16 protein-coding genes are annotated in these 14468 nt (G+C 61.8%); 10 read left to right on the forward strand and 6 right to left on the reverse strand.

Features of this window, described 5'->3' with window-relative positions:
* Positions 1-28 precede the first annotated feature (28 nt).
* Positions 29-817, reverse strand: coding sequence for a helix-turn-helix transcriptional regulator (locus tag M2394_RS12020; protein ID WP_178918410.1), 789 nt, complete (start codon positions 815-817; stop codon positions 29-31).
* Positions 818-914: 97 nt separating this feature from the next.
* Here M2394_RS12020 and M2394_RS12025 point away from each other — a divergent pair, with 97 nt between their 5' ends.
* Positions 915-1790, forward strand: coding sequence for a DMT family transporter (locus M2394_RS12025; protein ID WP_178918409.1), 876 nt, complete (start codon positions 915-917; stop codon positions 1788-1790).
* A 32-nt stretch (positions 1791-1822) separates the two neighbouring features.
* Here M2394_RS12025 and M2394_RS12030 read toward each other — a convergent pair whose 3' ends face one another.
* Positions 1823-2713 (reverse strand): triacylglycerol lipase, encoded by an 891-nt coding sequence (locus tag M2394_RS12030; RefSeq protein WP_178918408.1) that lies wholly within the window; start codon positions 2711-2713, stop codon positions 1823-1825.
* Positions 2714-2806: 93 nt separating this feature from the next.
* A complete protein-coding gene (locus M2394_RS12035) occupies positions 2807-3448 on the reverse strand; it encodes an FMN-dependent NADH-azoreductase (RefSeq protein WP_259172635.1) in 642 nt (213 codons plus the stop codon).
* Positions 3449-3584: 136 nt separating this feature from the next.
* On the opposite strand from M2394_RS12035, the gene M2394_RS12040 reads away from it, so the two are divergent.
* Positions 3585-4484 carry a LysR substrate-binding domain-containing protein gene (locus tag M2394_RS12040; RefSeq protein ID WP_178918406.1) on the forward strand — a complete coding sequence of 300 codons (900 nt, stop codon included), beginning with the start codon at positions 3585-3587 and terminating at the stop codon, positions 4482-4484.
* A 98-nt stretch (positions 4485-4582) separates the two neighbouring features.
* A complete protein-coding gene (locus tag M2394_RS12045; protein WP_178918405.1) occupies positions 4583-5113 on the forward strand; it encodes a bacterioferritin in 531 nt (176 codons plus the stop codon).
* Positions 5114-5247: 134 nt separating this feature from the next.
* On the opposite strand, the gene M2394_RS12050 is transcribed toward M2394_RS12045, so the two are convergent.
* Positions 5248-7317, reverse strand: a complete 2070-nt coding sequence (locus tag M2394_RS12050) for an AsmA family protein (RefSeq protein WP_259172636.1) — start codon at positions 7315-7317, stop codon at positions 5248-5250.
* Between the two features lie 345 nt (positions 7318-7662).
* Here M2394_RS12050 and M2394_RS12055 point away from each other — a divergent pair, with 345 nt between their 5' ends.
* Entirely contained in the window at positions 7663-8031 is a 369-nt protein-coding gene (locus M2394_RS12055) for a hypothetical protein (protein WP_178918403.1), read from the forward strand.
* A 150-nt stretch (positions 8032-8181) separates the two neighbouring features.
* A complete protein-coding gene (locus M2394_RS12060; protein ID WP_178918402.1) occupies positions 8182-8814 on the forward strand; it encodes a TetR family transcriptional regulator in 633 nt (210 codons plus the stop codon).
* A 5-nt stretch (positions 8815-8819) separates the two neighbouring features.
* On the opposite strand, the gene M2394_RS12065 is transcribed toward M2394_RS12060, so the two are convergent.
* Positions 8820-9326 (reverse strand): C40 family peptidase, encoded by a 507-nt coding sequence (locus M2394_RS12065; protein ID WP_259172638.1) that lies wholly within the window; start codon positions 9324-9326, stop codon positions 8820-8822.
* 339 nt (positions 9327-9665) lie between these two features.
* Between M2394_RS12065 and ureE the strand changes: the two genes are divergently transcribed.
* The 5 genes from ureE to M2394_RS12090 all read left to right on the forward strand — a co-directional run bounded on the left by ureE (position 9666) and on the right by M2394_RS12090 (position 13353).
* Positions 9666-10166 carry an urease accessory protein UreE gene (gene ureE, locus M2394_RS12070; protein WP_259172639.1) on the forward strand — a complete coding sequence of 167 codons (501 nt, stop codon included), beginning with the start codon at positions 9666-9668 and terminating at the stop codon, positions 10164-10166.
* Positions 10163-10837 (forward strand): urease accessory protein UreF, encoded by a 675-nt coding sequence (locus M2394_RS12075; RefSeq protein WP_178918399.1) that lies wholly within the window; start codon positions 10163-10165, stop codon positions 10835-10837. The genes ureE and M2394_RS12075 overlap by 4 nt, the downstream gene beginning before the upstream one ends.
* Positions 10838-10861: 24 nt before the next feature.
* On the forward strand, positions 10862-11476 hold the full coding sequence (gene ureG, locus M2394_RS12080; RefSeq protein WP_016972570.1) for an urease accessory protein UreG: 615 nt from the start codon (positions 10862-10864) through the stop codon (positions 11474-11476).
* 23 nt (positions 11477-11499) lie between these two features.
* Entirely contained in the window at positions 11500-12072 is a 573-nt protein-coding gene (locus M2394_RS12085; protein WP_178918398.1) for a HupE/UreJ family protein, read from the forward strand.
* Positions 12073-12243: 171 nt separating this feature from the next.
* Complete coding sequence (locus tag M2394_RS12090) at positions 12244-13353, forward strand: AGE family epimerase/isomerase (protein WP_259172643.1); 1110 nt, start codon at positions 12244-12246, stop codon at positions 13351-13353.
* A 119-nt stretch (positions 13354-13472) separates the two neighbouring features.
* Here M2394_RS12090 and M2394_RS12095 read toward each other — a convergent pair whose 3' ends face one another.
* The gene (locus tag M2394_RS12095; RefSeq protein ID WP_259172644.1) at positions 13473-14378 is read right to left on the reverse strand and encodes a cation diffusion facilitator family transporter; all 906 of its coding nucleotides are present in this window, start codon (positions 14376-14378) and stop codon (positions 13473-13475) included.
* Between the last annotated feature and the right edge of the window lie 90 nt (positions 14379-14468).

The following is a 14468-nucleotide window of genomic DNA, read 5'->3' on the forward strand; positions in this document are numbered from 1 at the left end:
AGCAGTGTAGTCAAAGCCTGTTACATCTTCAGCGGGCGCGGATATTCGACCGACGGTACTGCTCTGGGGTGCAGCCAGCGTGGCGTTGGAACATCGCGATAAACGCCGACGCGGTGCTGTAGCCCAGGTCAAACGCCACATGTTGCACGCTGCGTTCGCTGCCCAGGGCGTCAATCGCCGCCAGGTAACGCAGGCGCTGGCGCCACTCGCCAAAACTCATGCCCACCTCCCGCACGAATTGCCGGGCCAGGGTGCGCTCGCTCACGTGCACTTGCTCGGCCCATTGCGCCAGGGGGCGGTTGTCCCCCGGGTCGGCCTGCATGCCCTCCAGCACACCCAGCACGCCAGGGTGGCGGGCGTAGGGCAGGAAACAATCGTGGACCGGCGCCTGCTTGAGCTGGTCTACCAGCACCTGGGCCAGGCGAACATCAGCCTCGGTCTGCGGGATGTTGACGTCGCGACGTGCAAAATCACTGAGGATGGCCTTGAGAATCTCGCTGACCGCCAAGGTGCACGGCACCTGTGGCAGGTGCTCGCACAGCTCCGGCGCCAGGCCCACGGAGCGGTAGACAATCGCCTGGGCGTTATAGGAACTGTGTTCGGTATCCGGTGGGATCCACACCGCGTACTGCGGCGGCGACATAAACCGGCTGCCGGCCACCTCCATGCGCATAACGCCGCTGGCTGAATAGTCCAGCGACCCCCAGAAATGCCGGTGCGGGGTGCACTCGGTGTCGGGGGCAAACTCGGAATAGCGGAAGTAGACCGGGCTCGGCAAGCTGGGGAAATCCGCGAGGCGGACGGTGTGTCTGGGCATGTTGTCTGGATGCAGAGGTCAGTTGGCTGGATCGCAGTATAGGCTGCGATCCAGACAAGGGATAATCCTGCCTCACCAACCTATCTGGTTTCTTTCGATGCAATACGCGTATCCCCTGCTGGCCATCTTTATCTGGGCCGGCAACACCGTGGTCAACAAGCTCGCCGTGGGCTCGATTTTCCCCGCCGAGATCGGCTTTTACCGCTGGCTGCTGGCGGCGCTGCTGTTCACGCCGTTCATGCTCAAGCCGGTGATTGCAAACTGGGCGCAGATCCGGCCGAACCTGGGCAAGATTTTCATCCTCGGCGTGCTGGGCATGGCGGTGTACCAAAGCCTGGCCTACTACGCGGCGACGGTCACCACGGCGACCAACATGGGCATCATCCTGTCGCTGATGCCCTTGATGGCGCTGACGGCGGCGATCATCAGCCTCGGCCAGCGCCTCACCTTTGGCGCGCTGACCGGTGCGGTGCTGTCCTTCGCCGGCGTGGTGGTAGTGGTCTCGGCCGGTAGCCTGGGTGCGCTGCTGCAACACGGGGTCAACCTGGGGGACGCCATGATGCTGGTCGCCACCCTCGCCTATGCGGTCTACAGCACCTTGCTGAAAAAGTGGCACCTGCGCCTGCCGCCCCTGGTGCTGCTGTACTTGCAGATACTGGTGGCCGTGGTGGTGCTGTTTCCGCTGTTCCTGTTCTCGACAAAAGCAGGCCTGGGTTGGGCGAACATCCCGCTGGTGCTGTACGCCTGTCTGCTGGCCTCGATGCTGGCGCCGTTGGCGTGGATGCACTCGGTGAAGACGCTCGGGCCGAGCCGCACCACATTGTTTTTCAACCTGCTGCCGCTGATCACCGCGCTGATTGCGGCAGTGGTGTTGAAGGAAGAGTTGGCGATGTATCACCTGGTCGGCGGTTTGCTGACGTTGGGTGGGGTGATTTTGTCGGAGCGGTGGACGACGCCGGTGCGTGCTGACTGAACGCGCTCCCACAATTAGGTCGAGTCCACCCGCTACACCCCGGCAGCCTTGAGCCTTTGGGCATGCTCGACAAACAACCGAATCGGCTCAGCGCCCTTGCCCACCAAGCCCATCGATTGGTTGACGATGTCGAAGTGATCCAGCGCATAGTCATCGCCGATCACCAACCCCAGGTGTGAGCTGTAGCGCCCCACCATGCCGTCACACTGGCCCTTCTCCCGCACGAAGCTGCGGGCAAACAAGCGGCAGCTGCGGTTCGTGCCGTCGAGCAGGTTGCGCCCGCGATCGGTCTTGCCCGGCTGCAAGGTGCCGGACCACGAGTAGTAGCGCACGCCATTGACCTCTTCAGCGCCCTGCCCGCCCCAGGTCTGCGGCAAACCTTGTGGGAACTGGCGGTTGAACAGGGCCACGCCCACGCTGGTCAGGGACAGGTGGGAGGCGTGCAAGTCGGCCTTGAAACGTGGCCCCCGATAACCGGTTTCCAACAGGCTCATCACCCCGGCCACCAGGTGAAACAGCGCACTCATGAGGCGCCCTTTCACGCTGTCGGCGGGGTAATGGGTGTGGATATGGTCTGCCAGTTCCGACCCATGGTTGGGCCCGGCCACCGAGGTGACCGACGCCACCCATTCGGGGCGCTTGGCCGCCGCGTAACGCGCGGTGAGCGAGCCCTGGCTGTGACCGATCAGGTTGACCTTGTCGGCACCGGTTTCGCGGCGGATCCGTTCGATCTGCACCAACAATTGCTCGCCGCGCACCTCATTGGAGTCCAGCGGCGCCACCTGCACCGGGAAGACCTGTGCGCCACCTTTGCGCAGCGCAGGGACGATGCCGTACCAGTAGGGAAACCACCCCAGGCGCACAAACCCCAGCATGCCGGGCACCAGCACCAGGGGATAACGCGTGGCAAGGGAGTGCGGCATGGCGCAGAGGTCCTGATAGGGAAGGCGATGAACCCATCCTAGACCAGCGTTTCATAAATCGACATGACCACCCGGTGACAGACTCATGACACCTTAAAAGCGCCCGGCAACATCATGCAGTTGGCGTTCGGCCTCGGCGCATGCGCGCTGGAACACGCTTTTGTCCGACTCTTCACCTTCGGCGGCGATCACGCTGACGTCATCAATCCCGATGTAGCCCAGCACCGTACGCAGGTGCGGGTCGGCATGGTTCATCCACTCGAACTCGCCACCCGGGCCGAAGCCGCTGCCGCCACGGCAGGTGATGATCAGCGCCTTCTTGCCTTTGAGCAGCGCGTGATATTGCGCGTTGCCGTGGCTGTCCTGGGTGATGTCGAAGGTCAGGCCCATGCGCACGATCTGATCGATCCAGGCCTTGAGGCCGCTGGGCACGCCGAAGTTGTACAGGGGCATCGCGATCACCAGCAGATCATGCTCGATCAACTCGCCCACCAGTTCGTCACTCAATTGCAGGTCCGCCTTCATCACCTTTGGCAACGCCTGCGGTTCGGGGTGGAAATTGGCGGCCACGAAGGCTTCGGTCACATGGGGGATAAACGCCCGGCCGACTTCGCGACGGGTCACCTGTGCATCCGGGTTGGCCGCCTGCCAGGCCTCCAAGAACGACTCGGCCAGGCGCCGCGAATGGGAGCGCTCACCACGGGGACTGGCGTGAATCACTAGCATTTTTTTCATCTGTACTACCTTCACGAGTTAGACTCAGGCGACCTGATTGGCCGCCACGCTTGCTCGCAAATCTAGTGATGGCAGCACGCGCCGACAAATGAGCAATAGTTAATCTGGATGAATTCATCTCATCCATGGAGCCCGCATGTTTGCCTCACTGCCCCTCACCGCCCTGCGCACCTTTGAATCGGCAGCGCGACTATTGAGCTTCAAGGCGGCCGCCCTGGAACTGTCGGTGACGCCCACGGCGGTGTCCCACCAGATACGCAGCCTGGAAACCTGGCTGGGCGTGCCGTTGTTCGAGCGCCTGCCGCGCCAGGTGCGCCTCACCGAAGGCGGTGAGCGGCTGTTTCGCAGCGTGCACGGCGCCTTGCTGGACGTCGCCCATAGCCTCGACACGTTGCGCCCGCAACGCAGTGCCGGACAGCTCACCGTCTCCACCACCCCGGCGTTTGCCGCGTTGTGGCTGGTGCCCCGGCTGGGGCGTTTTTATGCCGCCCACCCCGACATCAGCCTGCGCCTGGACACCCAATGCGACGTGGTCGACCTGCAACAGGACGCCAGCGTCGACCTGGTGATTCGCTACAGCCTCGGCGACTACCCGCACCTGTACGGCGAGTGCCTGTTCGATGAGCGCTTTGCGGTGTACGGCTCCCCCGAACACGTCGCACGGGCGAGCAGCCAGGTGCCGACGCTGATCAGCGTGCGTTGGCATAACTCCGAGCTGTACGCCCTGGGCTGGCAGGCCTGGTGCGAGAAGGCCGGCGAAACGTGGCTGGCCCACACGAGCTTGCTGCGCGAATACGACGAGGAGCACTACGCCTTGCAGGCGGCGATTGCCGGCCAGGGGTTGGTACTGGCAAGCAACATCCTGGTGTCGGAAAGCGTTGCCACCGGCTTGCTGGTGCCCTACAAGCCGCAGATCCATGTGGACGGCGCCGGTTACAGCGCCCTGTGTGTACCGGGACGTGAGCGTCATCCGCCGGTGCGTGCGTTTTTCCAGTGGGTGCAACAGGAGGCAAAGCTGTCCGGCCATGCCCTTTGAAATCCGATAAAACTTTTTGCTTCAGCCAACACTCACAACTTGGAGCGATCACGCCAGCAGAGCGTGGCGTAAAACCGGATTAGCACCAGGAGATTGAGATGACTGAAGCACACTTGACCGATGTGGCCACCCTGCGCAGCCGCGCCCGCCAGCACGTCGAAAACGGCGCCGTCACTGAAGGCTATGACGCCGACCGCGAAGAAATCATCCGCTTGCTCAACGAGTCGCTGGCCACCGAGCTGGTCTGCGTGTTGCGCTACAAGCGCCACTACTTCATGGCCAACGGACTCAAGGCCAGCGTGGCCGCCAGCGAGTTCCTGGAACACGCCACCCAGGAAGCCGAGCACGCCGACAAACTGGCCGAACGCATCGTGCAACTGGGCGGCGAGCCGGAGTTCAACCCTGACCTGCTGTCGAAGCACTCCCACGCGCAGTACGTTGCGGGCAAGAACCTCAAGGAAATGGTCTACGAAGACCTGGTGGCTGAGCGCATCGCGGTGGACAGCTACCGTGAAATCATTCAGTACATCGGCGACAAAGACCCGACCACCCGCCGCCTGTTCGAAGAAATCCTGGCCCAGGAAGAAGAGCACGCTGACGACATGGCGGACATCCTGCAAGACCTGTAAACCGCAACACCTCTGAACCCACTGTGGGAGCGGGCTTGCCCGCGATAGCTATGCAACAGTCAACACATCTGTTGTCTGTTACGGCGCTATCGCAGGCAAGCCAGCTCCCACATTTTTGGTTTCGGTTTCGTCAGTTAGCCCTTCACCGTCTTAGGCGCCTTGCCTTCTTTCATCTGCTGCAACAGCGGTGCGCACTGGTTAGGCACATCACCACTCGGCGCGACCAGCGCCAGCAGCCCGGCCGCAGGCCCGACGATCACACCCAGCGCCACCATCCCCGCACCACGCAGCATCAGCGGTACGGCTTTCACACCAGCATTGGGCTTGATGAACGGCCCGTTGACGTACAGCGGCGAACGCAACGAGAACATGCGAAAGCCCTTGGACTCCGGCGTGATGGTCAGGTCCAGTTGTTCGGTGGCCATGTTCGCGGTGCCGTCGACGTAGATGATCGCGTTCTCGGTATCGAACACGAACAGGCGAGTGGTCGCCAGGCCGGTCTTGATGCCGAAGTCCGCCGCCGCGCAGTTGATCTTCACTTCCTTGTCACCAAACAGGCGACCGACCACGTAGTTGCCCACGTTGAGCCCGGCAATTTCCATCAGGCCACGGCTGATGGCGCCGTCATTGACCAGCATCTTGAGGTTACCGTCGGAGCTGCCCAGCAACGCCGCCACGGAGTTGCCACGTCCGGCGATGTCCGCGTCGCCATTGAGTTCACCAAAGCTGGTTTTCATCGGCTCAAACGTCGGGAACAGTTGCTTGAGCTTGAAGTTGCGCGCAGTGAGTTTGGCGCGACCTTCCATGGGCGTGGTACGGCCGTTCAAGCGAATCTGCGCATCCAGCTTGCCACCGGCCACGCCAAAGCGCAGGGGCTCAAGGCTCAGCTCGCCATCGTTGAGCACCAGATGCGTATAGAGGTCAGTGAAAGGCAACTCGGCACTCTGCACGATGCGCTTGCCGGTGAATTCCACATCGGCATCCATGTCGCGCCAGCGCTCGGTACGGAACTCTTCCACCGGCAGCACTTTGGTCGCGGGCTGTTTGCTTTCGCCACCACGGGTCTTTTGCTTGGCGTTGGAATCGGCGCCGATCAGCGGAGCCAGGTCGGTCATCAGCAGTTGGTTGGACACCAGCGCGCCCGTGAGCTTGGGCCGTGGCTGACTGGCGACGTAGCCCAGGTTGCCATGGATATCGCTGTTGCCGATCTTGCCGTTGAAGTTTTCGTAGGTGAATGAGGCGCCGCTGGCTTCATGCAGCTTGGCGATCAAGTGGCCGTCGGTGGAATACGCCGGCGAATCCGGCAAGGTGACGCCCGTGAGCGGGTAAAGGTTGCCCAGGCTGCTGCCGGAGAGTTTCAGGCGCAGGTCGAGGGCGCCGAGGTTGAGGGGGTCGGTCAACGTACCGGCCACGGCGATGCTGGTGTCGGCGATTTTCACCTGGGCCTGCAAGGGGAACGGTTTGGCCGCGTCCTGCAAGGCGAGCAGGCCGCCGATCTTGCCAGTGCCGTCGAGTTTCTGGCCGTGGTACTGGCCTTTGACCTTGAGGCCGAACGCATAGTCCTGGGGGCTTGATCCTTTTTCCTGGGCCTTCTTGGCATCGGCAGCGCCGACGATTTCACCAAAGGGAATCGGTTTGCCCAGCAGATCGATGGTGACGTCCAATTGCGTCTTGAGGGTCTGGTCGTCGAGGGTTACATGGCCTTTATCGAAGCCGATGGCACCGATGTCCACCACCCAGCTTGACGGTTCGGCATTCGGGTCCTTGGGGTCGAACGTGAAGGTCCAGTTGGCGCGGCCATCGGCCAGGCGCTGCAGGTCGGCGCTCGGTTCAGTGAGGTCGATGCGCGGAATTACCACGCGCTGCGCCAACAACGCCAGCGGCGAGATGCGCAATTCCACGCGCTTGAGGGTGACCATCTGCGGTTTCTTCGACCAGTCGGGGTTGCCCAGGGTCAGGTCTTCGGCAATCACATGCGGCCACGGCACCCAGGCACGCCAGCCGCCTTGATCCGGCTCACGCGCCCACACCACCGCCAGGTTGCCATTGATGGCAAACGGTCGATGCAGCTCTTCGGAGACTTTGGCATTGAGCGGCGGCTTGATGCGGTTCCAATCGAAAAACACCAGGACCAACACCACCACGGCGATTAACAGAGCGAAGCTGGCGCAGCTCCAGACAACGATTTTACGCGTGCGCGTCATTGCACATGACTCCTGAATACGACTAGCTGAACTACAGCTCATAAGGCTACGACTGGCAAACGGCGCGGGGGTTTAACCGGATCATCGTTTTAGTCGCAAAAAGCCAGTTTTCTGATCGAACGGACAGTTTCCAGCATCGACGACGCACCATTGTTACCCAGGGCCGTGTCGAAAATACCCACCACGGTGCAAAACCGCGGGCTTGAGAGGCGCGTTCTAGAGCCTCTGCCGGGAACAATCAATTCTGTTGATTATTACCATTGTGTTTATGAACTTTTATATCGACTTATCGAGAGTAGCATTAGCCCTGTACCCACTTTATCGCCCTCCCAAGGAGCAACCATCATGAAACGCCAAGTACTCGCTACCGTCCTGCTGTCTGTCCTGGCTTCCAGTGCCTTTGCCCTGCCAGCCGCCGAACAGGCCACCCCACAGAACAAAGCGCAAGCCGTTCAGTCCAGCCAGACCCTGGCTCGCAGCGGTTCGCAAGAAGAAGAGAACCGCGACTACGCCAAAGGCGTTGCTGAAAACGGTTCGGAACAAGCCAACAAACGCGCCTACACCGAAGGTGTTGCTGAAGGTGGCCGTGATCGCCTGGAACAGAAAGGCCTGGTTGAAGGCGGTGCTGAACAAGCCAACAAACGCGCTTACACCGACGGTGTTGCCGAAGGTGGTGCAGACCGCCTGCAAGAACTGCATCAAGCTCAGAGCTAAGCCCGTGGTGGCCCAGAAAAAAGCCCGATCTGCCGATCGGGCTTTTGCTTTTATATAGATCGCGCCTCGCACCACCCCCGCCAAGTTCGACGCCAGCAAAGCGGTTTTGCTAGAGTGCGTCGCTGTACTTGCCGACAAAGCCCGCTCGCCATGCTGCCCCGCGCCGAACAGAAGCAACAGACCCGCCTCGCCTTGATGGACGCAGCCCGCCATCTGATGGAGTGTGGCCGTGGGTTTGGCAGCCTGAGCCTGCGCGAAGTGGCGAAGACTGCGGGCATCGTGCCCACCGGGTTCTACCGCCACTTTGACGACATGGACCAGCTCGGGCTGGTGCTGGTCAGTGAAGTCGGCCAGACCTTCCGCGCGACGATTCGCCTGGTACGTCACAACGAATTCGTGATGGGCGGGATCATCGATGCGTCCGTGCGGATCTTCCTCGATGTAGTGTCGGCCAACCGCTCCCAGTTCCTGTTCCTCGCCCGCGAACAGTACGGTGGCAGCCTTGCCGTGCGCCAAGCCATTGGTGCGTTGCGCGAAGACATCACCCGCGACCTGGCGGCCGACCTCACGCTGATGCCCAAGCTCCAGCACCTGGATGCCGAAGGCTTGCATGTGATGGCCGACCTGATCGTCAAGAGCGTGTTCGCCACCCTGCCCGATATCATCGACCCACCGGCCCAGGCGCTACCGGCCCACCTCACGCCCCAGGCAAAAATCACCCAGCAATTGCGCTTCATCTTCATTGGCCTCAAGCACTGGCAAGGCCTGGGCAGCACCGAGTAAGCCGGTCATCCCGACGTGTGAAAGCGTTTGGCGGTGGTGTAGTGCTTGTTCCAGTAACTATTGCTCAACGAATCGATACGCACGTTCTTGCCCGTACGTGGCGAATGAATGAACTTGCCCTGCCCGATGTAAAGGCCGACATGGCTGACCTGACCGCGCCCGTTACCCTTGAAAAACACCGCGTCCCCGGGCTTGAGCGCCCCACGCTTGATGGTCTGTGCCGTTGAACGGTGCATGGCCGCCGTCGTGCGTGGGATCTGGATATTGGCTTGCGTCTTGAACAAATAGACCAGCAAGCTGCTGCAATCGAAACCCTGCTCCGCCGAGGTCCCGCCCCATTTATACGGCGTACCCAACAACTCGTGGGCACGATCGATGACGTCGTCAATGGAGGTGGGTTTTATGCCCTGCAGTGAAGCGCCGAACGCGGTGCGGGGTTGAACATTGGCCGAGGCCGAAGCCGTGAAGAAAGACAGACTGACAATGACTAAACACAAAATTGATCGAAACATGATGAACGTCGCAGTGGATTAAACACGGCGCACAGCCTAAAGAACCCCCGCCTAACGCCATGAGCGGAATATCCCCATACCGCGTAGGACAAATCCGTAAAAACACCAGCTCGAAATAGATGAAAGAAACTTCATGCAGCGCAGAGCCGTTCTCAACGCAAAACGCCCAGATCCGGTGCTATAAATCCAGGCACGCACCATTTTGAAACACTCAACGAATCGCCTGACGCCCTATTGGGTGGCACGTCCGTGCCTGCCTACAGGGAAATCCCACTCCCCGGCGTGATTGGCAAGGCCCTTGCTCTAGCTCTTTCATCGCTCTTAGCTGGAAGCTTCCTGATGCTGGTGATCCACCGCCGAATCGCCCCCCAAGCCCTCTGGGCCGCTGAACTGCTGCTGAATTTCGAAGCCCGCAACAAAAGCCGCCTGCGCTGTTTCAGTGCCGATGGCGAAGACGTCGGCCTGTTCCTGGAGCGCGGCCAGCCGCCGCTGCACGATGGCGAATTCCTACAAGCCGAAGACGGACGTGTCGTACGCGTGCGCGCACGCCCTGAACAACTGCTGCACGTCACCTGCAGCAGCGCCTTTGAGCTGACCCGCGCCGCCTATCACCTGGGCAACCGGCACGTGGCGCTGCAAGTCGGCGACGGCTGGCTGCGCCTGCTCGACGATTACGTACTCAAGGCCATGCTCGAACAACTGGGCGCCACCACCGAAACCATCGAAGCACCGTTCCAGCCGGAACACGGCGCCTATGGCGGTGGCCATCACCATTCACGCCATGGCGATGAAGACTTCAACTACCCGCCCAAGCTGCACCAGTTCGGCGTACGCCTATGAACCCAGCGTGGGCGCTACTGCGCCTGGCCAGCCCGCAATTGCCGATTGGCGGTTACAGCTATTCCCAGGGCCTGGAGATGGCAGTGGAGAATGGCCGCGTCAGCGATGCGGCCAGCGCCCGACGCTGGATCAGCGACCAGTTGCTGCTCAACCTGGCCCGTTTCGAAGCACCGTTGCTGCTCGCCCATTGCTGTGCCGCCGCCGAGCAGGACTGGCCGCGCCTTACGCAGTTGTGCGAGGAACACCGCGCCAGTCGTGAGACCCGCGAGTTGTATCAAGAGAGCCGTCAGATGGGCTACTCCCTGCAGCAGCTGTTAAACGGTTTGCCCGAACTCGACACCGCCGCACGCCGCGTTCTTGAACAACAGGCCGAACCGCACTTGGCGCTCGGCTGGGCCCTGGCCGCCCGCGCCTGGCACATCAGCCCCGAAGACGCCTTGGCCGCGTGGCTGTGGAGCTGGCTGGAAAACCAGCTGGCCGTCCTCATGAAAACCCTGCCCCTGGGGCAACAAGCGGCTCAGCGCCTGACCAGTGAGCTGCTGCCCTTATTGCAGCAAGCCCAGCAGGACGCGGGGCGCATCGATCTGAACCACATCGGCAGCGCCGCATTCGGCCTGTCCCTGGCGTGCATGGCCCATGAGCGCCAGTACAGCCGCCTGTTTCGTTCCTAGAGCCCCATTACCTTGGAGAAGCACATGAACACACAACCCCTGCGCGTCGGCATCGGCGGCCCGGTGGGCTCCGGCAAGACCGCGCTGACCCTGGCCCTGTGCCTGGCCCTGCGCGATCGCTACAACCTGGCCGTGGTCACCAACGACATCTATACCCGTGAAGACGCCGACTTCCTGGTGCGCAACCAGGCCCTGGCGCCCGAGCGCATCATCGGCGTGGAAACCGGTGGCTGCCCGCACACCGCGATCCGCGAGGATGCGTCGATCAACCTGGAAGCCGTCGACCAGCTCAACCGGCGCTTTCCCGGCCTGGACCTGATCCTGGTGGAGTCCGGTGGCGACAACCTGTCGGCCACCTTCAGCCCGGAGCTGTCGGACCTGACCATCTATGTGATTGATGTGTCGGCCGGCGACAAGCTGCCACGCAAGGGCGGCCCGGGCATCTGCAAATCCGACTTGCTGGTGATCAATAAGATCGACCTGGCGCCGTTGGTCGGCGCCTCCCTGGAGCTGATGAACAGCGACACCACGCGCATGCGCAACGGCAAGCCGTTTGTGTTCAGCAACCAGAAAACCGGTGTCGGCCTGGATGACATCGTCGCCTTTATCGAACGTCAGGGCCTGCTGACTGCGGCCTGATCCCACCCTGAAAGGAGCCTGTCATGGGTCTCAACAAACTTCTCGCAACCGCCGCCCTGCTGCTCGCCCCTGCCCTCGCCTTCGCTCACCCCGGGCATGGCGATAACGGGCTGGTGGCCGGCATCAGCCACCCGCTGGGCGGTATTGATCACTTGCTGGCCATGGTCGCTGTCGGCCTGTGGGCGGCACAGCAAAAAGGCAATGCGCGCTGGGCCCTGCCGTGTGCTTTCGTCGGCACCATGCTGGTCGGCGGCCTGCTGGGCTTTGAAGGCCTGGAACTGCCGGCACTGGAAAGCGGGATTGCCGCCTCGGTACTCGCACTGGGCCTGGCGGTGGCCTTGGCCGTTCGCCCGCCGTTGTTCGTGGCGGTGGGGGCGACGGCATTGTTTGCCTTGTTCCACGGCGTAGCCCATGGCCTTGAACTGCCGGACATGTCCAGCCCTTGGGCGTATGCGGCCGGGTTTGTCGGCGCGACCGCCGTGTTGCACGCTGCCGGTTATGCCGTGGTGCGCTTCCTGCCAGCAGCGGCGGCACCGTTGGTACGGGTGGCTGGGGCGGCTTCGGCGGCGACTGGGGTTTGGTTGCTGGCGGGCTGATTTGCGGCGCCTGTCAGGGCCTCATCGCAGGCAAGCCAGCTCCCACATTTTGATCTGCGAACCCAATCAAATGTGGGAGCTGGCTTGCCTGCGATAGCGGTCCCACAGACACCATAGAACCCAACCCTGCTACCATGCGCGCCTACACCCCTGCCGTGACGACGCCAGCCAATGCCCACCGCTCCAAACTCCGCCTTGAACGCCGTGCTCACGCACTTCCACAGCCTGATCGTGCCGCTCTGGCAGGGCCCGGGCTGGAATGCCGACCTCGCCTTGCCCTATGAGGCACTGGACGCCGACCATCAGCCGTTGCCCCCGCAACGCTACCGCGCCATGGCCTGCGCCCGGCAGTTGTACCTGTTCGCCAGCCTGATCGGCGAAACCGGCGCCGAGTTTGCCGAGGAGCGCGCCGCTGCGCTGTTCCGGTCCCTGCAGCGGCATTTCCACGATGCCGAGCACGGCGGCTGGTTCTACAGCATCGACCCGGCCGGCAAGCCGCTGGACAAGCGCAAAGACCTCTACACCCACGCCTTCATCATCTTCGCCTGTGCCCACTACTGGGCCAAAGTGCGTGAACCGTTGGTGGAGTCGGTGCTCAACGCCGCCCTGGAAGTGGTTGCGCAGCGCTTTGCCACCGGCGACGGCCTGTACGAAGCGGTGCTGGAACGCAATTGGTCGTCCCTCAAGTCCGGCCCGTTGCAGAACCCGTTGATGCACCTGGCCGAGGGTTTCCTCGCCACCCTCGCGGTGCGTGACGATGCCGACGTGCAAGCGGCGTTGCTGGCCTTGGCGACGGCCATGCAGCAGCGTTTCATCGACCGCCAGCATGGCGTGATGATGGAAAAACCGCTGGGCGCTGTGGATAACTGGTTTGAACCGGGCCACCAATTCGAGTGGTTCTTTTTGCTGGAATCGTCGGACGTGCTGCGCGGCACGCCACTGCATGCGTCATTGACCCGCGCGTTTGCCTACGCCGAACAAACGGGTGTGGATAACGTGACGGGGGCCGTCAGCGGCATGCTGGCCCTGGACGGCACCGTGCGCGACGGCACGCAGCGTATCTGGGCCCAGGCCGAGTATTTGCGGGCACTGACCTTGCGGCCGAACAGCGAAGCGGTGCTGCAGCGTCAGTTACGCGCGCTGCAACTGCGGTTCTTGCATGAAAAGGGTTGGAATGAGTGCCTGAATGATCAGGGGCTTGTCAGCCGGCGGGATATGCCGTCGACCACGCCTTATCATTTGGCGACCTGTTATCAGGGGTTGATCCAGCATTTCGGGTGACTTCCAGGGCCTCTTCGCGAGCAAGCCCGCTCCCACATTTTGACCGAGTACGTCCTTGGAATGCGGTCGAATGTGGGAGCGGGCTTGCTCGCGAAGGCGTCAACTCCGTTTGACTGACCTCACGCAATCCACTTGCGATCCCCGGTAAAGCTGATGGTCAACCAGCGCGCCGCATCCGGTTTCCCCAGCCCTGTGGATATCTCTTCGCGCAGCCCATCCAGGGTCGCGACGTTGTCCACCGGGTAATCCGCCGGCAACACCACATGAATCTCGATAAACCGCGCCCGCCCGTGCTTTTGCACGTAAGACACGTAGTCGTCGAAACCATGCTTGGCCTGGGCCGCTTCCATCACTTCGCGCACCTTGTCATCCAACTGGTCCGGGGCAATCCCCAGCACCTCGCGCAAGGCCGGGCGCAGGATCTTCAGCGCCGGCGCGAGCATGCTCAGGGCCAGCAGGATCAGGATCAACGGGTCGACATACACCGCCCACTCGCCGTAGCCCTGGGACTTGAGCAACAGTGCCGCTAAAAAGCTGATCAGCAAGCCTATCGACAGCATCGCGTCCACCAGCCAGCTGATGTTATCGAACTGGATCAGCGAAGACTTGAGTGTGCGATTGCGATAGCGCACGTAGAAGAAGTAGGCGAATTCCACGACGGTGAAGACCGCCGCATAAATGATCACCAGCCCCAACTCGATTTCGCGCCCGCCATTGATAATGCCGAACACGCCGTTGAGGAATGCATAGATGGCGATCAACAACAGGAAACTGCCTTCGATCAGCAACACCATGGGTTCCAGGTGCCAATAGCCGAACTGGAAGCGCTCGTTGCTTTTCTTGGCGATCAGCTTGGCCGTGATCAGCATCAACACCTTGATGGCGGTGGCGATCAGCGAGAAAAAGCCGTCGAACAGAATGGACTGGGCGCCAGAGACCACACCCGTGACAATCCCGGCGATCGCGACGGCGAACATCAGGATCGTTGATTGCTTGAGCAGTGCCTGCTCACCTCGGTTACTCACATTTCCTCCCGTCAAAACCTTAAATCCGCACAGTGCGGAGGGGTTTTCAGGAGGGGAGTGTACCTTATGGCCTGTTTTTGACCGATATGA

Origin of the sequence: Pseudomonas sp. BIGb0164 (assembly GCF_024810135.1) — a bacterium.
In the GTDB taxonomy this organism is placed as follows: Bacteria; Pseudomonadota; Gammaproteobacteria; order Pseudomonadales; family Pseudomonadaceae; genus Aquipseudomonas.